The 22,185-nt window shown below is 61.1% G+C and carries 22 protein-coding genes and 2 pseudogenes; 11 read left to right on the plus strand and 13 right to left on the minus strand.

Features of this window, described 5'->3' with window-relative positions; genetic code table 11:
- The first annotated feature begins 82 nt into the window (after window positions 1-82).
- Complete coding sequence (locus tag PSH69_RS19280) at window positions 83-757, plus strand: histidine phosphatase family protein (protein WP_305409464.1); 675 nt, start codon at window positions 83-85, stop codon at window positions 755-757.
- Window positions 758-820: 63 nt separating this feature from the next.
- On the opposite strand, the gene mnmH is transcribed toward PSH69_RS19280, so the two are convergent.
- The gene (gene mnmH / locus PSH69_RS19285) at window positions 821-1,924 is read right to left on the minus strand and encodes a tRNA 2-selenouridine(34) synthase MnmH (RefSeq protein ID WP_305409465.1); all 1,104 of its coding nucleotides are present in this window, start codon (window positions 1,922-1,924) and stop codon (window positions 821-823) included.
- Window positions 1,924-2,958 carry a selenide, water dikinase SelD gene (gene selD, locus PSH69_RS19290; RefSeq protein WP_305409466.1) on the minus strand — a complete coding sequence of 345 codons (1,035 nt, stop codon included), beginning with the start codon at window positions 2,956-2,958 and terminating at the stop codon, window positions 1,924-1,926. The genes mnmH and selD overlap by 1 nt, the downstream gene beginning before the upstream one ends.
- 309 nt (window positions 2,959-3,267) lie before the next feature.
- On the opposite strand from selD, the gene PSH69_RS19295 reads away from it, so the two are divergent.
- On the plus strand, window positions 3,268-4,224 hold the full coding sequence (locus PSH69_RS19295; protein ID WP_111454117.1) for a nucleoside-specific channel-forming protein Tsx: 957 nt from the start codon (window positions 3,268-3,270) through the stop codon (window positions 4,222-4,224).
- Window positions 4,225-4,248: 24 nt separating this feature from the next.
- A complete protein-coding gene (locus PSH69_RS19300; RefSeq protein ID WP_305409467.1) occupies window positions 4,249-5,283 on the plus strand; it encodes a purine nucleoside permease in 1,035 nt (344 codons plus the stop codon).
- A 76-nt stretch (window positions 5,284-5,359) separates the two neighbouring features.
- Here PSH69_RS19300 and PSH69_RS19305 read toward each other — a convergent pair whose 3' ends face one another.
- The 3 genes from PSH69_RS19305 to PSH69_RS19315 form a co-directional block, all read right to left on the minus strand.
- Window positions 5,360-6,316, minus strand: a complete 957-nt coding sequence (locus tag PSH69_RS19305) for a zinc-binding alcohol dehydrogenase family protein (RefSeq protein ID WP_096479857.1) — start codon at window positions 6,314-6,316, stop codon at window positions 5,360-5,362.
- 29 nt (window positions 6,317-6,345) lie between these two features.
- Complete coding sequence (locus PSH69_RS19310; protein WP_007933035.1) at window positions 6,346-6,519, minus strand: DUF1427 family protein; 174 nt, start codon at window positions 6,517-6,519, stop codon at window positions 6,346-6,348.
- A 96-nt stretch (window positions 6,520-6,615) separates the two neighbouring features.
- Window positions 6,616-7,404, minus strand: coding sequence for a helix-turn-helix transcriptional regulator (locus PSH69_RS19315; protein WP_305409468.1), 789 nt, complete (start codon window positions 7,402-7,404; stop codon window positions 6,616-6,618).
- 145 nt (window positions 7,405-7,549) lie between these two features.
- On the opposite strand from PSH69_RS19315, the gene PSH69_RS19320 reads away from it, so the two are divergent.
- Window positions 7,550-7,777, plus strand: a complete 228-nt coding sequence (locus PSH69_RS19320; RefSeq protein ID WP_086945082.1) for a DUF6555 family protein — start codon at window positions 7,550-7,552, stop codon at window positions 7,775-7,777.
- A gap of 74 nt (window positions 7,778-7,851) precedes the next feature.
- On the opposite strand, the gene PSH69_RS19325 is transcribed toward PSH69_RS19320, so the two are convergent.
- From PSH69_RS19325 to PSH69_RS19335, 4 genes and pseudogenes are all read right to left on the minus strand, one after another.
- The gene (locus PSH69_RS19325) at window positions 7,852-8,010 is read right to left on the minus strand and encodes a metallothionein (protein ID WP_086945083.1); all 159 of its coding nucleotides are present in this window, start codon (window positions 8,008-8,010) and stop codon (window positions 7,852-7,854) included.
- 208 nt (window positions 8,011-8,218) lie between these two features.
- Complete coding sequence (locus PSH69_RS30300) at window positions 8,219-9,040, minus strand: methyl-accepting chemotaxis protein (protein ID WP_370695268.1); 822 nt, start codon at window positions 9,038-9,040, stop codon at window positions 8,219-8,221.
- 84 nt (window positions 9,041-9,124) lie between these two features.
- Window positions 9,125-9,901 (minus strand): annotated as a pseudogene (locus PSH69_RS30305) (cache domain-containing protein); the annotation flags it as partial.
- Between the two features lie 91 nt (window positions 9,902-9,992).
- Window positions 9,993-11,309: a Na+/H+ antiporter family protein gene (locus PSH69_RS19335; protein ID WP_167331173.1), complete on the minus strand. Its 1,317-nt coding sequence runs from the start codon at window positions 11,307-11,309 to the stop codon at window positions 9,993-9,995.
- A gap of 1,557 nt (window positions 11,310-12,866) precedes the next feature.
- On the opposite strand from PSH69_RS19335, the pseudogene PSH69_RS30310 reads away from it, so the two are divergent.
- Both PSH69_RS30310 and PSH69_RS30315 read left to right on the plus strand, forming a co-directional pair.
- A pseudogene (locus PSH69_RS30310) lies at window positions 12,867-12,923 on the plus strand (hypothetical protein); the annotation flags it as partial.
- A 201-nt stretch (window positions 12,924-13,124) separates the two neighbouring features.
- Complete coding sequence (locus PSH69_RS30315) at window positions 13,125-13,829, plus strand: methyl-accepting chemotaxis protein (RefSeq protein ID WP_370695269.1); 705 nt, start codon at window positions 13,125-13,127, stop codon at window positions 13,827-13,829.
- 141 nt (window positions 13,830-13,970) lie between these two features.
- On the opposite strand, the gene PSH69_RS19345 is transcribed toward PSH69_RS30315, so the two are convergent.
- From PSH69_RS19345 to PSH69_RS19360, 4 genes are read right to left on the minus strand one after another with little or no spacing between them, the layout of a single operon-like run.
- A complete protein-coding gene (locus PSH69_RS19345) occupies window positions 13,971-15,284 on the minus strand; it encodes a sensor histidine kinase (RefSeq protein ID WP_305409471.1) in 1,314 nt (437 codons plus the stop codon).
- Window positions 15,281-15,949: a response regulator transcription factor gene (locus PSH69_RS19350; RefSeq protein WP_305409472.1), complete on the minus strand. Its 669-nt coding sequence runs from the start codon at window positions 15,947-15,949 to the stop codon at window positions 15,281-15,283. The genes PSH69_RS19345 and PSH69_RS19350 overlap by 4 nt, the downstream gene beginning before the upstream one ends.
- 3 nt (window positions 15,950-15,952) lie before the next feature.
- Complete coding sequence (locus PSH69_RS19355; RefSeq protein ID WP_018925373.1) at window positions 15,953-16,258, minus strand: PepSY domain-containing protein; 306 nt, start codon at window positions 16,256-16,258, stop codon at window positions 15,953-15,955.
- Window positions 16,258-16,566, minus strand: coding sequence for a PepSY domain-containing protein (locus tag PSH69_RS19360; protein ID WP_305409473.1), 309 nt, complete (start codon window positions 16,564-16,566; stop codon window positions 16,258-16,260). Before PSH69_RS19360 ends, PSH69_RS19355 begins: the two co-directional genes overlap by 1 nt.
- Window positions 16,567-16,841: 275 nt before the next feature.
- Between PSH69_RS19360 and PSH69_RS19365 the strand changes: the two genes are divergently transcribed.
- The 5 genes from PSH69_RS19365 (at window position 16,842) to codA (ending at window position 22,146) form a co-directional block, all read left to right on the plus strand.
- Window positions 16,842-17,921 carry a patatin-like phospholipase family protein gene (locus PSH69_RS19365; RefSeq protein WP_230175564.1) on the plus strand — a complete coding sequence of 360 codons (1,080 nt, stop codon included), beginning with the start codon at window positions 16,842-16,844 and terminating at the stop codon, window positions 17,919-17,921.
- 85 nt (window positions 17,922-18,006) lie between these two features.
- Window positions 18,007-18,363: a 6-carboxytetrahydropterin synthase QueD gene (gene queD, locus PSH69_RS19370; RefSeq protein ID WP_007933061.1), complete on the plus strand. Its 357-nt coding sequence runs from the start codon at window positions 18,007-18,009 to the stop codon at window positions 18,361-18,363.
- A 112-nt stretch (window positions 18,364-18,475) separates the two neighbouring features.
- Window positions 18,476-19,306: an alpha/beta fold hydrolase gene (locus tag PSH69_RS19375; protein WP_111454122.1), complete on the plus strand. Its 831-nt coding sequence runs from the start codon at window positions 18,476-18,478 to the stop codon at window positions 19,304-19,306.
- A gap of 310 nt (window positions 19,307-19,616) precedes the next feature.
- Window positions 19,617-20,888 carry a cytosine permease gene (codB, locus tag PSH69_RS19380; protein ID WP_305409474.1) on the plus strand — a complete coding sequence of 424 codons (1,272 nt, stop codon included), beginning with the start codon at window positions 19,617-19,619 and terminating at the stop codon, window positions 20,886-20,888.
- 13 nt (window positions 20,889-20,901) lie between these two features.
- Window positions 20,902-22,146, plus strand: a complete 1,245-nt coding sequence (gene codA, locus PSH69_RS19385) for a cytosine deaminase (protein ID WP_305409476.1) — start codon at window positions 20,902-20,904, stop codon at window positions 22,144-22,146.
- Window positions 22,147-22,185: the final 39 nt, after the last annotated feature.

Below are 22,185 nucleotides of genomic sequence, written 5' to 3' on the forward strand. Positions count from 1 at the left end.
ACATGGAAAACACCCTATGCTAGGAGCTTGAGGTGTCAAGGTTTGTCAGCCTTAACCAAATGCGCTGAAGATCACCTATTCGATGATGAATCCTTTGAAATTCACCAACCGCTTCAAACATCGCGCTTATATCTTCCTGCCCGCTCTGTTGGTGGCCAGCGCGGTGCTTTTGTCGCTGGAGTCCAGTGTAAGCCGCGCCCAACCGGTGGACGGGACACAGACGCTGGTGTTTTTGCGTCACGCGGAAAAACCGGCCGGCGGCCTGGGTCAGCTCAATTGCCAGGGACTGAATCGCGCCATCGACCTGGCCACCTTGCTGCCGGAAAAATTCGGCAAGGCCAACTACGTGTTTGCCGCCAATCCGACGCGCAATGTCGAGGAAGGCGAACTGGATAATTCCTACAGTTACATCCGCCCCCTGATGACCATCAGCCCCAGCGCGATCAAGCTCGGCTTGCCGGTGAACATCGAATTTTCGGCCAACGACACCAGCGACCTGGCCGATGAACTGCTTCGCGACAAGTATCACAACTCGATCATCTATACCGCCTGGTCCCATGGCTATCTGCCCGAGCTGATCAACAAGGTCGCCGGGGAAGCCGTCGGCTCAGAACAGCGCATCACCGATGACTGGGCATCCAGCGACTATGACTCGCTGTACGTGCTCACGCTGACCTGGCACAACGGCAAGGCCAGCCTGCTGAGCCACAGCTACAAGCAAGGGCTGGATAATGGTCGGGAGACTTGTCCGACGTAAGCAGTCGGGCACCTGCCAGACCCCATCGCGAGCAAGCCCGCGAAGGGGCCAGCAAAAACAACATCACCCCCGCTGCTTACCCCGCTCCCGCAAATATTCGAGAACCGCCCCCCGATCCCCGACAAACTCGATCCGCGCGCCCTTCTTCTCCCGCTGAAACACATACATCGGGTCGTAATACTCACGCAGCAACCCTTCGATCCAGCCCCGGTGCAAGTCCACCGCGCCGCTATTGGCCTGTTCCGCCAGCGCATCTTCCATCAAGGTCAGCATCCGCCGATGACGTTCGCCGCCCAGGCGTTTCTGGACATTGTTCAGGCTCGCCAACATCCGTTCGGAAAACAGCGTGAAGCCTTCATCGCCATACACCTCGGTGAACTCGGCGCATAAATCCACCACGTAATCGCGCAGGATCCGCTCGACGCGCCCTTCCAGGCTGTCTTCCAGCCAGACCATCGGAAACTGCTGCATGCCCTGATACAGCGGCAACGGCAGCGCGCAACTGCCGATCGCGCGGCTCTCGTCTTCGAGCACAAACTGCTCGATACCGCTGGCACGTTTTTTCAGCACGTCCACGGCCAGGCGGTTTTCAAAGTCGATGTTGGAGGGTTGGCCAGTGGCGCGTTTGCCGAAGCTGGAGCCGCGATGATGGGCGTGACCTTCAAGGTCCAGCGCGTTGCTCAATTGCGTGAGCACCTCGGTCTTGCCGGTGCCAGTCATACCGCCCAGCAAAACGAAATCGCACTGGGCAACGGCCTGGTCGAGCGTGTCGAGCAAGAAGGTGCGCATGGCCTTGTAGCCGCCACCGACCCGCGGATAGTCGATGCCCGCTTCGTCCTTGAGCCACTGCTGGGTGATCTGCGAACGCAGTCCGCCGCGAAAACAATACAAATAACCATCCGGATGCGCCCGGGCAAAATCGGCCCAGGCCTGGATGCGCTCGGCCTTGATCTGGCCGGCCACCAACTGATGCCCCAGCGTGATCGCCGCTTGCTGGCCGTGTTGTTTGTAGCAAGTGCCGACCCGTTGCCGCTCGTGGTCATTCATCAGCGGCAGGTTGACCACGCCGGGGAATGAGCCCTTGAGGAATTCGACCGGCGCGCGCACATCCATCATCGGCCGGTCGTTGAGGAAGATGTCGCGGTAATCGGTGAAGTCTCTGGACATCAAACCACCTCAACCGCGTAGGTCTGTCGCTCTACCAGTTCGCCGATCGGCTCAAGGTTCAGGCCAAGCTCAGCGGCAACGCTGAGGAACTGTTCGTTGCCTTGAGGGGTGACTGCAATCAGCAGGCCACCACTGGTCTGCGGGTCGCAGAGCACACGTTTGTGCAACTCCTGGAGCCGGCCGACCTTGCTGGCGTAGCTGTCGAAATTGCGCAGCGTGCCGCCGGGCACACAGCCCTGATCAAGGTAATACTCGACGCCCGGCAGGCGCGGCACACGGTCATAGCCGATGCGGGCGGTCACGTTGCTGCCGTCGGCCATTTCCACCAGATGCCCGAGCAGGCCGAAACCGGTGACATCGGTCATTGCGGTCACGCCATCGAGCTTGCCAAAACGGCTGCCGGGTTTGTTCAGGGTGCACATCCAGTCGCGGGCCAGGCCGATGTCGGCATGGCGTAACTTGCCCTTTTTCTCGGCGGTGGTGAGGATGCCGATGCCCAAGGGTTTGGTGAGATAGAGCAGACATCCGGCGGTGGCGGTGTCGTTGCGCTTCATGTGGCGCTTTTCCACCAGTCCGGTCACGGCCAGGCCGAAGATCGGCTCAGGTGCGTCGATGGAATGGCCGCCGGCCAGGGGGATTCCCGCTTCATCGCAGACCGACCGCCCGCCGCGAATCACTTCCCGGGCAATCTCCGGCGCCAGCACATTGACCGGCCAGCCGAGGATCGCAATCGCCATCAACGGATCGCCGCCCATGGCATAAATATCGCTGATGGCGTTGGTGGCGGCGATACGGCCGAAATCGAACGGGTCGTCGACGATCGGCATAAAGAAGTCAGTGGTCGACACCACGCCACGTTCTTCGTCGATGGCATACACCGCCGCGTCATCGCGCGAGGCGTTGCCAACCCAGAGTTTCGGGTCCAGGTTCTGCGCCCCGCTGCCGGCCAGAATCACCTCCAGCACCTGGGGCGAAATCTTGCAGCCGCAACCTGCGCCGTGGCTGTATTGGGTCAGACGAATCGGCTCGCTCATGGGATGCACCTTGTGAAGTCAATGCCCAGGATTCTACAGCAACCCCCATTTGTAGGAGGGCGCGTAAGTACGATCTTTGTGCAACGACACTCGCTTTGGTGCACTCAGGTAAGCCTCCTTTCCCCCACCGTCCGAAATCCTTGACCAAAAGGACAGCAAAACCGCCAATTCCTCCAACTTTTCAGCGCTTTGAGAAAATTGGTATAGCTTGTGCAAACGTTTGCGAGCCGCCGATACCGGCCTGTTCGCCACTTAAACCGCACAAGCCCGCACCACCGGGGCTTCGATCCGCACGAAAAGGGACTTTTAATGCATTGCACCTCCAGTCGCGTGACTTGCTCGCGCACGTTTGCTGTTTCCTTGCTGTTGGCCAGCGTTACAGGACTACTCAGCAGCTCTGCGTTGGCCCAACCGGCCACCACCGAAGAATCCGCCCAGGGCGAAGCCCTCAGCCCTGAAGCCAACCCGCCAAAAAAAGGCGCGTACCTGTCGGACTGGTTCAATCAGGACCTGACCGTCATCGGCAGCAAGGACATCAGTTTCGGCCCGCAACCGGCCGACGATATTTACCTGGAATACGAATACTTCGGCCGCAAGGGGCCGTTCGAGTTGTACGGCTACATCGACATTCCGAAGATCTTCGACATCGGCAACAGCCATGACAAAGGCGTATGGGACCACGGCTCGCCAGTGTTCATGGAGCACGAACCGCGGATTTCCATCGACTACCTCGCCGGCCGCAGCCTGGCCGTCGGGCCGTTCAAGGAATGGTACGTGGCGTTCGACTGGATCTACGACCACGGCAGCAACAGCGCCAACCGTGCCAACACGCTGTACAGCGGCCTCGGCACCGACATCGACACCCATTCGCGGGTCAACCTGTCGGCCAACTTCTACGGTCGCTACCAGTGGGAAAACTACGGCGCCAGCAACGAGTATTCGTGGGACGGCTACCGCGCCCAGCTCAAATACATCGTGCCCATCAGCAGTTTCAGCAACGGCGCTTCGTTGACCTACATCGGTTTCACCAACTTCGACTTCGGCTCCGATCTGCACAAGGACAACCCGGCCCGCACCGCCAATGCCACCGTGGCCACCAACGTGTTGCTCTACGCCTTCACCCACTTGCGTTTCACCCTGGTCGGCCGTTACTTCCACAACGGCGGCAACTGGGAGGACGGCAGTGAGTTGAATTTCGGCGACGGCGACTTCCGCGCCCGTTCCAACGGCTGGGGTTACTACGCCGGTGTCGGCTATCAGTTTTAAGGCTCATTTGAATCAGGAGGTTTTATGAAAGCAATGACGCGTCTTTCCCTGTCTGTCGGTTTTGCGGCAAGCACCCTGCTCTCTTCCTCTGCCTGGGCGGTAGAAGCACCGATCCAGCCGAAAGTGATGCTGATCACCATGTTCGCCCCCGAGGCGCAGAACTGGATCGATCGCCTGGAACTCAAGCAAGAGGTGCGCGTACCGGGCCTGTCCGCCGAGTACCCGAACATTCGCTGCAACACCGAACAGGTGTGCCTGATGGTCACCGGCATGGGCCAGACCAATGCGGCGGCCTCGACCCTGGCCCTGGCGCTGTCGCCGAAATTCGACCTGCGTAAAAGTTACTTCCTGATCGCCGGGATTGCCGGCATCAGCCCGAAACACGGCACCCTCGGCACCACCGCGTGGGCGCACTACCTGGTGGAGTTCGGCACCCAGTGGGAACTGGACTCCCGGGACGCGCCGAAAGACTGGCCGACCGGTTACCTGGGCATCAACACCAAAGGCCCGAACGAAAAACCGCCGCTGGATTACAAAACCGAAGTCTTCGAACTCAATCCGAAGTTGCAGGCCAAAGCCTTCGCCCTGAGCCACAAAGTCGAACTGAGCGAGAGCAAGGAATCGGCGGCGTGGCGCGTGAAGTATCCGTCGGCCCCGGCCAATCAGCCGCCGGTGGTGACCCAGTGCGACACGCTGGCGGGCAATACCTGGTTTTCCGGGACGCGCTTGAGTGAGCGGGCGGAAGTCTGGACAAAATTGCTGACCAACAACGAAGGTGTCTACTGCACCACTCAGCAGGAAGATAACTCCACCTACGAGGCACTGCTGCGGGCCAGTCGCGAAGGTCTGGTGGATGTCCGCCGTTTGGCGGTGGTACGCGCCGGTTCCGACTTCGACCGGCCGGCGCCGGGCCAGAGCGAGGTGGATAACCTGCTCAAATACGCCGATCAGGGCGGGTTTGTGCCGGCACTGGAGAACCTGTACCGCACGGGGAATCCGTTGGTGCAGGAGATTCTGAAGAATTGGTCGGTTTGGGAGAAAGGCGTGCCTGAGGCCTGATTCATACGTCCCTATGTGGGAGCGGGCTTGCCCGCTCCCACATTTGATCCGGGGTGTATTTCTAATTGCATCCATTTCAAGGCAACAAAATCACCTTGTCACCACTGCCCTGATTCACCTCGGCATACCGCTCCAGCCCCTCGGCCAACGGCGATTCAACTAGCCCTTCCGGCAACGGCAACAGGCCCTGATCGAAAAAGTTTCCGAACTGTTCGAGCATCGCCGCACACGCCTGAACCCCGTACAGCAACGAATTGATCCCCACCACCGAACCGCCCTTGCGATACAGCGCCAGGGCCGGCAGTTGCACATGCCCATCCGCCGGCGCGGCGATGATTGCGATGCGGCCGAACGCGGCCAGCGCCGGGACCGAGGCCGGTAGCCAGAAACCGGTGGTGTCGAAGATCACGTCGGCACCGCCGGCATACACGGCGCTGACCTGTGCGCCCAGGTCCTCAGGCTTATCCAGTTGCAGCGTCTGATAACCCTGAGCCTGCAAATCCTTGACCTGCTCTGGCCGCCGCGCCGCCGCCAGCACCTGGGCGCCCCGGACTTTGGCCAGCGCCAATGCTGCGCTGCCCACCGCCCCGCCGCCGATCACCAACAACCGCGTTCCGGTCGTGACAAGACTGCGTTCCAACGCATCCCACGCCGTGGTGTACGGCACACCGAGGCTGGCAGCCTGGGCAAAGCTCAGATGCGTCGGCTTCAGCGCCACGCCATTGGCCGGCAGTTTGACGAATTGCGCGTGGGAACCGTCGGCAAAGAAGCCCAACTCCCGGCCGGTGCCCCAGACTTCCTGGCCGATCAGCGCCTGCGGGCCTTCGACGACGATGCCGGCGAAATCACGCCCGGGAATCCGCGGCAATGTGGTGTAGGGAAAGCGCCCCAGTACGTTTTTCACATCGCTGGGATTGAGGCCCGCCGCCTTGATCTGGACCAGCACTTCGTCAGCGCCGGGAACGGGGGTGGGCACCTCAACGTAGCGCAGGGCCGAGAGGTCGCCGGTTTTGTCGAATTGCAGTGCTTTCATGGGCATTTCCACCAAATGGATAAAAGGTTTCAGGAGATCCAGCCCGCCACCAGTTGCCGGCCCAAGGGCCACAACTGCTCACCGGCGAGCATGCCCAGCAGGCCCACCAGCGCGATGGCCGGTGGTGCGGGGGAACGAAAATCCAGCGCGCCATAGAGCAGGCCGACGCCCAGACCGATACCCAACGAGATAAGGTAGTTCATGACAGACTCCGTGGCATAAGGGGGTATGCGCAGAGTCTAGAGAGAGGTCGCCACGGATGTCGGCCAAGTACTTCTGAATGTCGGCCAAAGCGCTTTTTACGCAGCTGCGCCCCGTTGCTGGCTCACGCAAAACTGCGAAGGCGCGACGCCCAGTTCCCGGCGGAACATGTCGCTGAAACTGCTCGGCGAATACCCCAGCTCCCGGGCAATCGCGCTGACCGGTACACCCTGAATCAATTCGGCCGCTGCGGTCGCCAGTTGCACCTGCCGCCGCCACTCGGCGAACCCCATGCCCAGACCATCCTTGAACAGCCGCGCCAGGGTGCGCACGCTGGCACCGGCGTTTTCGGCGTGTTGCTCGAAGGAAATATCCAGCGACGGTGACGCCATGACCGCCTGGCACAGGTTCATCAGCCGCCGGTCGGAATCGTCCGGTAGCGGTATTTTCAGCAATGAACGCCGGGCGCGCTTGAGTTCCAGCAAGGCCAGGCCGACCAGCGCGTCGTAGTAATCCGGGGCACCGTCGTCGCCCTGCTCCACCAGCCCGACGATCAGTTCGCGCAGCAAGCCGCCGACTTCAATCACTTGCACACTGTCGTCCAGTGTCGCCGCCAATGACGGCCGCAGGTAGATGTTGCGCATCTGCAAGTCAGAGACCACGCGAATCCCGTGCGGCACACCCGGCGGCAGCCAGACCGCCCGTTGCGGCGGCACCACCAGTGCTTCATGGGGTGTCTCGACCCACATCACGCCGCTCATCGCGTACAGCAACTGGCCCCACGCATGTTCGTGAGGCTCGATATACAACCCACGTGGGTAAGTACGTGCCAGCGGTTGCACGGGCACATCGGTATCGCTTAAATCAGGGGGTGCGGCCTTGGCCATAGGCTAGGATCATTGGGGGACGGAAAGGCTCCATGGTAGCGAGGCGTGCGGCGGGTCGCCAGTCACTGTAACCGACTGACAATCCGACGGAATTTTTCGCGCGCCTCACGATCCTTCTATAACAACAGGGAGGAATACAGGCTTTATGAACAACGCAAAGCTTTTCGTCATTGAATACACACTTCATGGCAAGCCTAAGTCTTTCATCATCCGCCAGGACAAAATGGACAACGCAGAAGCCTGGCACTGGGCCAGTTGCGATGCCGGCGTAGGCCGGATCCCTCGTTTTGGCCGTGAGCGGGTGCAAAAGACCAGCAAACCTGTGGCGGAAAAATTCGGCGTCGAGAACGTGACCTGGCGGCCGACGAGTTGAACGTTGAAAGGGAGGGTGAATATTCGAACTGAAAGTGGAGCCGCAGCGGCTCCACTTTTTTTTTGGATGAGCGGTCAGTGCTTAGCGCACTTGCAGCCTTTGGTGGAACATTCTTCGCCGTGTTCGTGATGTTTGGCGCAGCCTTCGCAGCAATAGTGCTTGCCGTGACGCACGATGGGGTGATCGCCCAGTTTGCAGGAGCATTTCGGGCAGTCGCAGGTACCGTCGTTCATGAGTCTGACTCCATGGTTAGGGTCGTCCGGGTGCCGCGGGTGCGCGGCACCTGAAGCAAATGACCGCCCGTTGCAGAAACCGGTTCAAACAGATGCCTGGACGGAGTTTGCTTACTATTGAGGGTAGTCGCGATGTGGCTCCCCCGTAGCAGCAGCCTCGCGGGCTCGGCAGCTGCTACAGATCGCAAAACGCTCTCAGCGACATCAATCAAATACGGAATTGCCCGACCAATTGTCCCAGGCGCTGACCGAGATCGGCCAGGCTGCGCGAGGTTTGCGCGCCGCGCTGGGTTTCGTCGGCGACGCTGTCCACCGCCACGGCTATCTGGTGCACGCTGCGGTTGATCTCTTCGGCCACGGCGGTTTGCTCTTCGGCGGCGCTGGCAATCTGCGCGTTCATCGAGTTGATGGTGCCGATCAACTGGGCCATGGCGTCCAGCGACGCCCCGGCCTCGTTGGCCTGGGCCGACGTGCCGTCGCCGGCCTCGCTGGAGCGGCGCATGGACTCGACCGCCGATTGGGTGCCGGCCTGCAAGCGGTCGATCATGCCCTGGATTTCCTGAGTACTGATTTGCGTGCGACTGGCCAGCGCCCGCACTTCGTCGGCAACCACCGCAAAACCACGTCCGGCCTCACCGGCGCGGGCCGCTTCAATGGCGGCGTTGAGCGCCAGCAGGTTGGTCTGCTCGGCAATCGAACGGATCACCCCGAGCACGCTGACAATCGACGACACGTCTTTCTGCAGGCTGTCGAGGGACACGCCGCTGCTGCGAATGTCGTTCACCAACGCATGAATTTTCACGATGCTGCCGGCCACCACGCGCTTGGCGGCCTGGCCTTCTTCGTCGGTCTGCTGTGCAGCGACCGCGGCGTTTTGCGCGCTCTTGGCCACTTCCTGGGCCGCCGCCGACATTTGGTTGATCGCCGTGGCCACCTGATCGGTCTCGTGACGCTGGCGCTCCATGGCCTGATCCGAGCGTTGGGCCTGATCGGAAACCTGATTCACCAGCCCGGTCAGTTGCGAGGTCATTTCGGTGATCTGCCGCACCAGGCCGTGGATCTTGTCGACGAAACGGTTGAACGAGCCGGCCAGTTCGCCGAGTTCATCCTGGCTGGTGATGGTCAGGCGCCGGGTCAGGTCGCCCTCGCCCGCCGCGATGTCGTCGAGGTTGGCTTTCATCAGGTTCAGCGGACGCAGAATGGTATTGGCCAGCAGCATCCCGGCCGCGGCGATCACCAGCAGCACCAGCACGGCAATCCCGACAATGCTCAGCACCACGCCTTGCATGCGTTCCTGGACCTTGATCTCGACCAGCGCCACTTGCGCTTCGATGCCGTCGAGGTTGACTGAGGTGCCGACCGCCATGTCCCACTTCGACAGGTATTCGGTGTAGCCGAGCTTGGGCACCAGCACTTGGCTGTTGCCGGGCAGCGGCGAGCTGTATTGCAGGTAGTGGGTCCCGTCCTTGGCGACTTTCACCAGGTCGCGGTTGACGTAGACGCCGTTCGGGTCGCGGTTGTCCTTGAAGCTCTGGCCCACGCCTTCGGGGCTGTTGGCCTTGAACAGGCGCACGGTGTTGGAGTCGTAGCCGAAGAAGTAGCCGTCCTTGCCGTAGGTGATGCTCGACAACAACTTGATCACCTGCGCCCGCGCCGCGTCATCGCCGGGGGCGGCCGCGTCGTAGAGCGGCTTGATCGTGGTCATGGCCACGGTAACGTAGCTTTGCAGGGTCGCCTTGGCGTCGCTGAGCAGGCGCTGACGGGTTTCTTCGACTTCCTTGCGGGCCTGTTCCTGCAGGATGAACAGCGTGGTCAGGCTGATGACCAGCGCAAAGAGCAACACCGGGAGGACGGCAAGGGACAGGACTTTGGCCTTCAGGCTCATGCGCATGACGTTCACTCTTTTGATTTTATTGGCGTGGTTAAAGGCTATAACGGCACGCCAGATCAAAAGTTGAACGCGGTCCTACAAGGTAGAGTGGTTACAGAACCATCGCCGCCACCCAACCGAACGCCAGCAACGGCAGGTTGTAGTGCAGGAAGGTCGGGACCACGGTGTCCCAGATGTGGTGATGCTGGCCGTCGATGTTCAGACCGGAGGTCGGGCCCAGGGTCGAGTCCGACGCCGGTGAACCGGCATCGCCCAGCGCGCCGGCAGTGCCGACGATGCACACGATGGCGATCGGGCTGAAGCCCAGTTGCACGCACAACGGCACGAAAATCGCCGCCAGAATCGGTACCGTGGAAAACGACGAGCCGATGCCCATGGTCACCAACAGGCCCACCAGCAGCATCAACAGCGCCCCGATGCCTTTGCTGTGGTCGATCCACGAGGCCGAGGACTCCACCAGTGTCTGCACATGACCGGTGGCTTTCATCACTTCGGCAAAACCGGACGCGGCGATCATGATGAAGCCGATCATCGCCATCATCTTCATGCCTTCGGTGAACAGGTCGTCGGTTTCACGCCACTTGACGATGCCCGATGCCGAAAAGATCAGAAAACCCACCAGCGCCCCGATAATCATCGAGTCCAGCAACAGCTGAATAATGAACGCCACGACAATCGCCAGACCGGCGACCATCAGGCTCAAGGGGTTGTACTGCACCGCGACCTGTTCGACTTGTTCGATCTTTTCCAGGTCGTAAACGCGCTTCTTGCGGTAGCTGATGAAGGCTGCCGCGAGGCCAAACACCATGCCCAGCGCCGGAATGCCCATGGCATGGGTGACGTTGATGCCGCTGATGTCCACCCCGCTACGGGCGACGTTGGCCAGCAGGATTTCATTGAGAAAGATGTTGCCGAAGCCCACCGGCAGGAACATGTACGGCGTGATCAGCCCGAAGGTCATCACGCAGGCGATCAACCGCCGGTCCAGTTGCAGTTTGGTCAGCACATATAAAAGAGGCGGCACCAGCAACGGGATAAAGGCGATATGAATCGGCAAAATGTTCTGCGAGGCGATGGCCACCACCCATAGCAGGCCGATCAGCAGCCATTTGACATTGCCGCCACCGTTGGCGTGCTGGCGATCGACCATGGCCAGGGCTTTATCCGCCAGGGCGTGGGCCAGGCCGGACTTGGCAATGGCCACGGCGAACGCGCCGAGCAAGGCGTAGGACAACGCCACCGTCGCCCCGCCACCGAGGCCGCTGTTGAAGGCTTTGAGGGTCGCATCGATCCCCAGGCCACCGGTCAAACCACCGACCAGCGCGCCCACAATCAGCGCGATTACCACGTGCACGCGGGACAGGCTGAGTATCAGCATGATGCCGACCGCGGCAATTACTGCATTAATCATCGTTACCTCAAGGCAAGCGGAAAGAGTCCGTCCGGCAGTGCGCACAAGCGCTGCCAGCGGATTGAAGAGAGGGTTTTATTAGAGGGCGCGCACTGTGCCGCAGCATCGTCCCCTTGTCAAAACGCACACCTCCCTTTGTAGCAGCTGGCGAAGCCTGCGTTCGGCTGCGTAGCAGTCGTGATTTCAGACGATACGGTGTTTCAGAAAGAACGCGTGCACAGGGATTACGACCGCTTCGCGGCCGAACGCAGCCTTCGGCAGCTGCTACAGGTTTGGTCTATGTCTATTTTCTCGCACAAATAAAGAAAGCCGAATCACGGCCGCTACAGTGCAAAGTCTCAGATATTTATCGAATAAAAGGACGTTCCCATATCGCTCAGACACCTTTCCATTCAATGGAAAATCACCCTGTTGGCCGGGCTCTGCCTGGCGGGCATCGTGACCCTGCTGGTAGGGCTTTCGCTGTATCGCATGGAGCACAGCTCGGCACTGGTGAAAGCCTCGAGCATGGAGATGCTCACCGAAGCCGCCCAGGCGCGCATCGAATCCCAGGGTGAAGTCCAGGCGCTGGGGATTCGCCAGCAGTTCATGGATGCCTATCAATATGGCCATGGCTTTTCGCGGCAGGTGCTGTTTTTGCGCGATCAGGCCGAGAAGCGCTTTCTCGATGCCTTCGACCTGCGTGAAGACCTGACCCGGCAGGTCAAGTCGGCCCTGCAGGCCAACCCGGACCTGCTTGGCCTGTCGCTGGTGTTCGAGGCCAATGCGCTGGACGGCAAGGACAATCTGTTCGCCGGCCAGGCGGAGCTGGGCAGTAACGACAAGGGCCGTTTCGCCCTGTACTGGTCCCAACCGACACCCGGCAAAGTGACCTCCATGGCCCTGCCGGAAAGCGACATGGCCGACACCAGCACCGGCCCCAGCGGCGAACCGGCCAATGCCTGGTTCACCTGCCCACGCACCACGCTCAAGCCTTGCGTGATCGAACCCTACTTCTATGTGATCGACGGCCAGAACGTGCTGATGACCAGCATCGTGTTCCCGCTGATGGTCAACGGCAAAGTCATCGCCTCGCTGTCGGTGGACATCAACCTCAATAGCCTGCAAACGATCAGTCAGAGCGCCAGCAAGAAACTCTATGACGGCCAGACCAGCGTCAGCATCGTCAGCCCGGTCGGTTTGCTGGCCGGCTACAGCCCGGACGCCAGCAAGCTCAGCCAGCGCCTCGACGCCGTGGACACCACCAACGGCGCCGAACTGCTGCGCCGGCTCACTGCCAGCAGCAAGACCGAGAGCCTGCACAGCAACCAGCAACTGAAAGTGCTCTCGCCGTTCCAGCCGATTCCCGGTGGCAAATCCTGGGGCGTGTTGCTCGACGTGCCGGAGAAGGTGCTGGTCGGCCCTGCCGAAGCATTGAAAAAACAACTCGACGACAGCAACACCGCCGGCACCCTGGTTGAACTGTGCCTGGGTGTACTGGCGGCGCTCGTCGGTTTGTTACTGGTGTGGCTGATGGCCCGCAGCGTGACCAAACCGATCCTCGGCGTGGCCCGCATGCTGGAAGACATTGCCAGCGGCGAAGGCGACCTGACCCGGCGCCTGGCTTACGACAAAAAGGACGAACTGGGCCAGTTGGCCGGTTGGTTCAACCGTTTCCTCGACAAGTTGCAGCCGATCATCGCCCAAGTGAAACGCTCGGTGCAGGACGCCCGCAGCACGGCAGACCAATCGTCCGCCATCGCCACCCAGACCAGCGCCGGCATGGAACAGCAATACCGCCAGGTCGACCAAGTGGCCACCGCGTCCCACGAAATGAGCGCCACCGCCCAGGACGTCGCCCGCAGCGCCGCGCAGGCGGCACAAGCAGCACGTGATGCCGATCAGGCAACCCGTCAGGGCTTGACCGTGATCGACCGCACCACCACCAGCATCGACCACCTCGCCGCCGACATGAGCGCAGCCATGGTGCAGGTCGAAGGTTTGGCGGCGAACAGCGAAAAAATCGGTTCGGTGCTGGAAGTGATTCGCGCCATTGCCGAGCAGACCAACCTGCTGGCGCTGAATGCCGCCATCGAAGCCGCCCGGGCCGGTGAAGCCGGACGCGGTTTCGCCGTGGTCGCCGATGAAGTGCGCAACCTGGCGCGACGCACTCAGGAATCGGTGGAGGAAACCCGCCAGGTGATCGAGCTGTTGCAGGGCGGTACTCAGGACGTGGTGAACTCGATGAACAACAGCCATCGCCAGGCTCAGGGCAGTGTCGAGCAGGTGGGTCAGGCGGTGACGGCGTTGCGGCAGATTGGTGATGCGGTGACGGTGATCAGCGACATGAACCTGCAGATTGCCAGTGCGGCGGAAGAGCAAAGCGCGGTGGCCGAGGAAATCAATAACAACGTGGCGACCATTCGGGACGTGACCGAATCGCTGTCGGGGCAAGCCAATGAATCCGCGCGGGTGAGTCAGTCGCTTAACAGCCTGGCGAATCAGCAGCAGAGCTTGATGGACCAGTTTCGGGTCTGATTTAACGCATGATCGTTCCCACGCTCCGCGTGGGAATGCTGCCAGGGACGCTCCGCGTTCCGCTTTGGGATGTGACGCAGAGCGTCAGGGGATTCATTCCCACGCAGAGCGTGGGAACGATCGGTCACCCTCTGTCCTCCGTCAGCGTTTGGGCAGTTCGATCATCACGTTCAACCCGCCCCACTCGCTTTCCTCCAGCCTCAACACCCCGCCCCACGTGTCGACGATGTCGCGCACGATGCCCAATCCCAATCCATGCCCATCGGTCTGTTCATCAAGCCGTGTACCGCGGCTGAATACCTGGTCGCGCTGGTCTTCGGGAATCCCCGGTCCATCGTCTTCCACGCTCAACTGAAAACTTTCAGCCGTTTCAACCACGCTTAACCGAACCTCCGCATCCGCCCATTTGCAGGCGTTGTCCAGCAGGTTGCCCAGCAACTCCAGCAGATCTTCGCGATCCCACGGCAGTTGCAAACCGGCCGGTGCGCGGTAGCTCAGGTCGAGGTGTTCACCGTGAATCATGTTCAGCGTGGCCAGCAACCCCGGCAGCTCGGCATCGCAATCAAACAACGCACCCGGCAGTGCATCGCCGGACAACCGGGCGCGGTTGAGTTCGCGATTGAGTCGCTGCTGGACCTGCTCCAGTTGCGCTTGAATCACCTTGCGCAGCTGCGGGTGCGCATCGAGTTTCTCGCTGGAAGCCAGGCTCAACAACACCGCCAATGGGGTTTTCAACGCATGCCCCAAGTTGCCCAAGGCATTGCGCGAGCGCTTGAGGCTGTCTTCGGTGTGAGCCAGCAAATGGTTGATCTGCGCCACCAGCGGTTCCAGCTCCACCGGCACGGCTTCGTCGAGTTGCGAACGCTGGCCCTGCTGCAACTGGGCGATTTGCTCGCGGGCCTTTTCCAGCGGGCGCAAGGCGCGGCGCACGGTGATCCGTTGCAACAGCAAAATCAGCAACAGCCCCACCAGCCCCAACCCGAGACCGACTTGTTGCATGCGACAGAAACTCTCGCGCACCGGCGTGTAGTCCTGGGCGACGCTGATGGAAATCGCCTGGCCCAGCCGCCGGTAGTCCGAACGCAGCACCAGCAACTGTTGCCCTTCCGGCCCCAGTTGCAGGTTGCTGTTCAGGCCCGGGTGTTCGAGCCGCGGCAGGTCCTGGTCCCATAACGAGCGGGAGCGCCAATGGCTGTCGGCAAAGTCGATACGAAAATAGTGCCCGGAAAACGGGCGCTGATAGGCCGGCGACAGATGTCGCTCATCCAGCTGCAACCCCTGCGGGCCACGCACCAGCGCCACCAGCAGGTTTTCACTGTCGTTGCGCAACCCGGCTTCGAGGTAGCGCTGCAAACCCATTTCGAACAGCCACAGGCTGGTTTGCGCCAGCACCAGGCCGACGATCACCATCACGCTGATCAGGCCCAGGCTCAAGCGACGCTGGATCGACCTCACTGGGTTTGCCCGCCGAACAGGTAACCCTGACCGCGACGGGTTTCGATCACGCTGCGGCCGAGCTTGCGGCGCAGGTGGTTGACGTGAACTTCGAGTACGTTGGAATCGCGCTCGGTTTCACCGTCGTAGAGGTGTTCGGCGAGGTGGCTTTTGGAAAGGATCTGTTCGGGGTGGAGCATGAAATAGCGCAGCAGGCGAAATTCCGCGGCAGTGAGCTGGATGTCGGCGCCGTCGCGGGTCACGCACTGACGACCTTCATCCAGGTGCAGCCCGGCAGCCTTGAGCGTCGGCTGATTGGCCTGGCCGTGGGAGCGGCGCAACAATGCCTGAATGCGCAGGTGCAGCTCTTCCGGGTGGAAGGGTTTGCTCAGGTAATCGTCAGCGCCGGCCTTGAGGCCTTCGATCCGCTCGGCCCAGGAACCGCGCGCGGTAAGAATCAGCACCGGCGTGGCCAAGCCACCGGCCCGCCACTGCGCCAGCACCTCAAGCCCCGGCAAACCCGGCAGGCCGAGGTCGAGGATGATCAGGTCATAAGGCTCGCTGCTGCCCTGGTACACCGCATCGCGGCCGTCGGCCAGCCAGTCCACGGCGTAGCCTTGCCGATTGAGGCCGGCCATCAATTCGTCGGCCAGCGGCACGTGGTCTTCCACCAGGAGCAAACGCATCGGTCAATCTTCCTTGTCTTTCAGCACGTGGCCGGTGGTGGCATCGACGTCCAGCTCGCGCACCACGCCTTCGGCGGTCAGCAGCTCGACTTCATAAACATAGACGTCGTGTTTTTCTTCAAGCTCGGCTTCCAGCAACTTGGCCCCGGGATAGCGGTCCAGTGCTTGCTGCAAGAGCTGCTCCAGCGGCAAGATCACGCCCTGTTGGCGCAGGCGCAGGGCTTCGTCCTGATCCAGGTCGCGGGCCACGGCCACCGAGCAAAAAGCCAGAAGCACCAGCGCCATGCTTGAAAATGAAAGCACCTTCATTACGTATCCTGATGATCCCTGAGGACCTGCCCGCTGACCGCATCCAATTCCATATCCCACTCAATGCCTTGCGGGTCGCGCAGTTCCATCTGGTATTTGTACTTGCCGTACTCTTCTGCAAGCTCGGTGCCGGTGATGGTCGAGCCGGGGTGTTTGGCCAGAGCGGTGGCGTTGAGCTTCTCGAAAGACACAATGGTACCAGCGTCGCGCAGTCTCAGGGTTTCGTCGGGGCCCAGGTCGCGGGCATGGGCGGTACTGGCGGTCAGGCAGATGAGGGACGCGGTGAACAGGGCAGTCAGGATTTTCATGGGGTGGCTCCGTATTTTCTTATGTGTTGCCTACGGAGCGACCTTAGCGATTCGAACTTAACTGAAACTGAATTGCCATCATTGGGAATAGCTTACGCATAACCCGTAGATACAAGGAGCTGCCGAAGGCTGCGATCTTTTGATTTGGATTTTTTGCGTGCATGACGCAGCCAAAGATCAAAGCATCGCAGCCTTCGGCAGCTCCTGCATTGATCGGGGACAATCGCAGCCCAAGAGGTGCTTATAATCCCTGCTTGCCAGACATCGAGACCGGTATGACCGCTATCCACATCAAGTTCCCTTCCCTGACCCTCAAGGCCGGCCCGCGTGCCCTGGCGCGCATCCGTGCCAATGGCTTGAGCGCTGCCGATGTGGGCACGTTGCCGGGCGCCGCCGGTGGCCCGAAAGCGCTGGGGATTCAGGGTCTGGACCTGGCGCTGTTTGGCGAATGGCTGCCGGCGGCGCCCCGGGAGCGTTCGCTGATCGGCGCCTCGGTGGGTTCCTGGCGGTTCGCCAGTGCCTGCCTGCCGGATGCCGCCGAAGGCATCCGCCGCCTCGGCCATCTGTACACCGAACAGAACTTCGCCAAGGGCGTGACCATGGCGCAGATCAGCCAGAGCTCCCGGCGCATGCTCGATGACTTGCTCGACGGCCGCGATGCCGCGATTCTGGATAACGCCCACTACCGCCTGAACATCATGGTGGTCAAAAGCCACGGCCTGTTGGCGGACGATCATCGCGGCCGGTTGGGGCTGGGCCTGTCGTCAGTGATCGCCGACAACCTGCGCGGTCGCGCACGGCTGTCGCGGCACTTCGAGCGGCTGATCATCCACGACCCGCGCCAGGCGCCACCGGTCAATGCGCTGAATGACTTCCCGTCGCGCTTCATCTCACTGAATGCCGGCAACCTGCGCCAGGCCCTGCTCGCCTCGGGTTCGATCCCGATGGTCATGCAAGGCGTGCGCGACTTGCCGGGGGCCGGCGCGGGGACGTTCCGCGACGGCGGTCTGCTGGACTATCACCTCGACCTGCCCTACAGCGGCAATGACATCGTGCTGTATCCGCACTTCACCGACCGGGTGATCCCCGGCTGGTTCGACAAGACGTTGCCGTGGCGCCGCGCCTGCCCTGAGCGCTTGCAGGATGTTCTGCTGCTGGCACCGTCGAAGGAATACCTGGCACGCCTGCCCTACGGCAAACTGCCGGACCGCAACGACTTCAAGCGCTTCATGGGCGATGCCCCGAGCCGACAGAAGTATTGGCGCGCAACAATGGATGAAAGCCGTCGCCTGGGCGATGAGTTCCTCGAACTGACCGCCAACGGTCGCCTCGGCGAGCGCTTGCTGACCCTTTAGTCAGTGTTTTGCCCGGAGCTCTGGTAAACTCGCCACCTGCCCACATCGCCGCGGCGATCGCCACCTGAAAGAGCTGAACATCACTGTGGAAATATTCAAAGAGTTTACCTTCGAATCCGCCCATCGCCTGCCCCACGTACCGGACGGCCACAAGTGCGGGCGCCTGCACGGTCATTCGTTCAAAGTGGCGATTCACCTGAGCGGCGACCTCGATCCACACACCGGCTGGATCCGCGATTTCTCGGAAATCAAAGAGATCTTCAAGCCGCTCTACGAGCGCCTCGACCACAACTACCTGAACGACATTCCCGGCCTGGAAAACCCGACCAGTGAAGTGCTGGCCAAGTGGATCTGGAATGAGTTGAAGCCGTTGTTGCCGGAACTCAGCGCGATCCGCATCCACGAAACCTGCACCAGCGGTTGCATCTATCGCGGCGAGTAAACGTAAATCCCACAAGGAGAATGCGTTTCGTCAGTGATATGAAAAACAGCCTTCAATGGCTGTTTTTTTATGCCTATGCTTTTGGCCTTGCACACGCCAAGAGGACGCACCCATGACTGACTGGCCGCTGGCTCAGACCTATCGTTTCAACGGGCACTCCGTTCGCTACGCCGTACGCGGCGACGGCCCGCCGCTGGTGTTCGTGCATGGCACGCCCTTCTCTTCTCATGTGTGGCACCGGATCGCGCCGCACTTCATCACCTCGCACCGGGTGTATTACTTCGATTTGCTGGGTTACGGGCAGTCCGCACAGCCGGACGGCGATGTGTCGCTGGGCGTACAGAACCAACTGTTGGCGCAATTGCTGGAGCACTGGGGCCTGGAACGGCCAGACGTGGTAGCCCACGATTTCGGCGGCGCCACTGTGTTGCGCGCGCATCTGCTCAATGGCAAGGATTACCGCAGCCTGACGCTGATTGACCCGGTGGCGCTGTCGCCCTGGGGTTCGCCGTTCGTGCAGCATGTGCGTCAGCATGAAGCGGCGTTCAGCGGGCTGCCTGATTACATTCAACGGGCGATTGTGCCGACCTATATTCGTGGCGCGATCAAGCGCGAGATTTCCGATCAGGAGCTGGCGCCTTACGTGCAGCCCTGGCTGGGTGATTCGGGGCAAGCGGCGTTCTATCGGCAGATCGCGCAGATGGATGAGCGTTATACCCGCGAGATCGAAACGCTGTACCCGACGATTCGCTGCCCGGTGCAGATTCTCTGGGGGGAAGACGATCAGTGGATTCCCATTGAACGCGGGCGGGCGTTGCATCAGATGATTGCGGGGTCGCAGTTTCATCCCGTTGCGAATGCCGGGCATCTGGTGCAGGAGGATGCACCGGAGGCGATCATGGCGGCGATATTGCGGTTTTTGCCGTTGGCACAGAACGCCTGATCGACGGAGACCCTGTGGCGAGGGGGCTTGTCGGAACGCCGCATCGCCCCGTTGGGTCGCGAAGCGGCCCCAAAATCTCTGATATACCAAAGATCTTGTGAGCGCTACGCACTCAAACGGGGGCAAGCCCCCTCGCCACAGGACTTTGTGACTACCTGATAGCTGCGTTCCAATTTGAACCACTGCCGCACTGCTTTCGTGCCCCTCTTCAGGCCAAATCCGCCGACTCGGCTATAAAGAACAACACCCTCGCGCCATTGGCACGAGCACTGCAACACCCTCGCGTCCTCCATCCAGCAAGGAATGCCACATGACGCAGAACGATCCGGGCAACGATTACCCTTTAAGCGAAGTCCCGATGCATGCCCGCAAGGGGCTCGCCTCCACGGCCATGGTGCTGCTGGGTTTTACCTTCTTCACCGCGACCATGTTTGCCGGCGGCAAGCTGGGGGTGGCATTCAGTTTCAGCGAGATGCTGGCGGTGATCATCGCCGGCAATCTGCTGTTGGGAATCTACGCCGCCGGGCTTGGCTACATCGCCTTCAAAAGCGGCCTCAATTCGGTGTTGATGGGCCGTTTCTGCTTCGGTGAAGTGGGCAGCAAGCTCAGCGACCTGATCCTCGGCTTCACCCAGATCGGCTGGTACGCCTGGGGCACCGCGACCGCAGCCGTCGTACTCGGCAAATATTTCGAACTGAATGAAAGCACCGTTCTGGGGCTGATGGTCCTGTTCGGCCTGGGCTTTTGCGCCACGGCGTACATCGGCTATCGAGGGCTGGAGATTCTGTCGTACATCGCCGTACCCGCCATGATGTTGCTGCTGATGCTGTCGATGTGGGTCGCGACGGTGAAGGTCGGCGGGCTCGAGGGTTTGCTCGCCGTGGTGCCGACGGCAACACTGGACTGGTCGACCGCGATTACCCTGGTGTTCGGCACCTTCGTCAGTGGCGCGACCCAGGCGACCAACTGGACACGTTTCTCCCGTTCGGCGCGAGTCGCGGTGCTGGCGAGCCTGATCGGCTTTTTCATCGGCAACGGCCTGATGGTGTTGATCGGTGCCTACGGCGCGATCGTCTATCAGCAACCGGACGTGGTCGAAGTGCTGTTGCTGCAAGGTTTCGCCATGGCCGCGATGGCGATGTTGCTGCTCAACATCTGGAGCACTCAGGACAACACCATCTACAACTTCGCCGTCGCCGGTTGCAATCTGTTGCGCACCGGCCGCCGTAAAACCGTGACCCTGGCCGGCGCGGTGATTGGCACGCTGCTGGCGCTGCTGGGCATGTACGACATGCTGGTGCCTTACCTGATTCTGCTGGGTACGGTGATTCCGCCGATTGGCGGGGTGATCATGGCAGACTTCTTCTTTCGCCATCGTGGTCAATATCCACGCCTGACCGATGCACGGCTGCCGGCGTTCAACTGGTGCGGCTTGAGCGCCTATGCGGTCGGCACGGTCGCGGCATTCAGTTCGCCGTGGGTCGCGCCGCTGGTAGGGATTGCCGCTGCCGCGCTAACGTATGTGCTATTGACCGGCGTACTCGGCGTTCGAACCGCCAACGCACCACTACAAGATCTCTAAAAGGACTCGCCTGATGCACATCATCAACGCCCGCCTGCGCAACCAAGAAGGCCTGCATGAGTTGCACCTGGAAAACGGCCTGATTCACAGCATTGCCCGACAAACCGAAGCCCCGTCCCTGGGACCTGACGATCTGGATGCCGGCGGCAATCTGGTGATACCGCCCTTCGTTGAGCCGCACATTCACCTCGATGCCACACTCACCGCCGGCGAACCGCGCTGGAACATGAGCGGCACGCTGTTCGAAGGCATCGAATGCTGGGGCGAGCGCAAGGCCACCATCACTCAGGAAGACACCAAGACCCGCGCTAAAAAAACCATCCAGACCCTCGCCGCCCACGGCATCCAGCACGTGCGCACCCACGTCGATGTCACCGACCCGGAACTGATCGCGCTCAAGGCGATGCTCGAAGTCCGCGAGGAAAGCCGCCATCTGATCGACCTGCAAATCGTCGCGTTCCCCCAGGAAGGCATCGAGTCGTACCGCAACGGGCGCAAGCTGATGGAAGAAGCGATCCGCCTGGGCGCCGATGTGGTCGGGGGCATTCCGCATTTCGAATACACCCGGGACCAGGGCGTGAGCTCGGTGAAGTTCCTGATGGACCTGGCCGAACGCACGGGCTGTCTGGTGGACGTGCATTGCGACGAAACCGACGACCCGCACTCGCGCTTCCTTGAAGTGCTGGCCGAAGAGGCCCGCAGCCGCGACATGGGTTCGCGCGTCACCGCCAGCCACACCACGGCGATGGGCTCCTACGACAACGCTTACTGCGCGAAACTGTTTCGCTTGCTCGGGCACTCGGGGATCAGTTTTGTTTCTTGCCCCACCGAAAGCATTCACCTGCAAGGCCGCTTCGACAACTTCCCGAAACGCCGTGGCGTGACTCGCGTGAATGAGTTGCTCGAAGCGGGGATGAACGTGTGTTTCGGTCAGGACTCGATCGTCGACCCGTGGTATCCGCTGGGCAATGGCAACATCCTGCGGGTGCTCGAGGCCGGTTTGCACATCTGCCACATGCTCGGTTATCGCAATTTGCAGAGTGCGCTGGACCTGGTCACGGACAACAGTGCCAAGGCGATGAACCTGGGCGATCGCTATGGGTTGGAACGGGGCCGGCCGGCGAATTTGCTGATTCTGTCGGCGGACAGCGATTACGAAGTGATCCGCAGCCAGGGTCTGCCGCTGTATTCGATTCGTGGGGGCAAGGTGTTGATGAAGCGACAGATGCCGGTGGTTGAGTGGGCGGATCGGCTCTGAATCTTCGCTGACCGTTCGGGCGTCATCGCGAGCAGGCCC

The sequence above is a fragment of the Pseudomonas sp. FP1740 genome, assembly GCF_030687165.1.
Taxonomy (GTDB): domain Bacteria; phylum Pseudomonadota; class Gammaproteobacteria; order Pseudomonadales; family Pseudomonadaceae; genus Aquipseudomonas.

Excerpts from the sequence above, each read along its gene's own strand:
- PSH69_RS19310 (WP_007933035.1), bottom strand. The coding sequence starts at position 6,519 with ATGAACTACCTTATCTCGTTGGGTATCGGTCTGGGCGTCGGCCTGCTC.
- PSH69_RS19305 (WP_096479857.1), bottom strand. The coding sequence starts at position 6,316 with ATGAAAGCACTGCAATTCGACAAAACCGGCGACCTCTCGGCCCTGCGC.
- codA (WP_305409476.1), top strand. The coding sequence starts at position 20,902 with ATGCACATCATCAACGCCCGCCTGCGCAACCAAGAAGGCCTGCATGAG.
- mnmH (WP_305409465.1), bottom strand. The coding sequence starts at position 1,924 with ATGTCCAGAGACTTCACCGATTACCGCGACATCTTCCTCAACGACCGG.
- selD (WP_305409466.1), bottom strand. The coding sequence starts at position 2,958 with ATGAGCGAGCCGATTCGTCTGACCCAATACAGCCACGGCGCAGGTTGC.
- PSH69_RS19295 (WP_111454117.1), top strand. The coding sequence starts at position 3,268 with ATGCATTGCACCTCCAGTCGCGTGACTTGCTCGCGCACGTTTGCTGTT.
- PSH69_RS19355 (WP_018925373.1), bottom strand. The coding sequence starts at position 16,258 with ATGAAGGTGCTTTCATTTTCAAGCATGGCGCTGGTGCTTCTGGCTTTT.
- PSH69_RS19320 (WP_086945082.1), top strand. The coding sequence starts at position 7,550 with ATGAACAACGCAAAGCTTTTCGTCATTGAATACACACTTCATGGCAAG.
- PSH69_RS19375 (WP_111454122.1), top strand. The coding sequence starts at position 18,476 with ATGACTGACTGGCCGCTGGCTCAGACCTATCGTTTCAACGGGCACTCC.
- PSH69_RS30300 (WP_370695268.1), bottom strand. The coding sequence starts at position 9,040 with ATGACCTCGCAACTGACCGGGCTGGTGAATCAGGTTTCCGATCAGGCC.
- PSH69_RS19300 (WP_305409467.1), top strand. The coding sequence starts at position 4,249 with ATGAAAGCAATGACGCGTCTTTCCCTGTCTGTCGGTTTTGCGGCAAGC.
- PSH69_RS19315 (WP_305409468.1), bottom strand. The coding sequence starts at position 7,404 with ATGGCCAAGGCCGCACCCCCTGATTTAAGCGATACCGATGTGCCCGTG.
- PSH69_RS19365 (WP_230175564.1), top strand. The coding sequence starts at position 16,842 with ATGACCGCTATCCACATCAAGTTCCCTTCCCTGACCCTCAAGGCCGGC.
- PSH69_RS19280 (WP_305409464.1), top strand. The coding sequence starts at position 83 with ATGATGAATCCTTTGAAATTCACCAACCGCTTCAAACATCGCGCTTAT.
- PSH69_RS30315 (WP_370695269.1), top strand. The coding sequence starts at position 13,125 with ATGAGCGCCACCGCCCAGGACGTCGCCCGCAGCGCCGCGCAGGCGGCA.
- PSH69_RS19325 (WP_086945083.1), bottom strand. The coding sequence starts at position 8,010 with ATGAACGACGGTACCTGCGACTGCCCGAAATGCTCCTGCAAACTGGGC.
- codB (WP_305409474.1), top strand. The coding sequence starts at position 19,617 with ATGACGCAGAACGATCCGGGCAACGATTACCCTTTAAGCGAAGTCCCG.
- PSH69_RS19350 (WP_305409472.1), bottom strand. The coding sequence starts at position 15,949 with ATGCGTTTGCTCCTGGTGGAAGACCACGTGCCGCTGGCCGACGAATTG.
- PSH69_RS19360 (WP_305409473.1), bottom strand. The coding sequence starts at position 16,566 with ATGAAAATCCTGACTGCCCTGTTCACCGCGTCCCTCATCTGCCTGACC.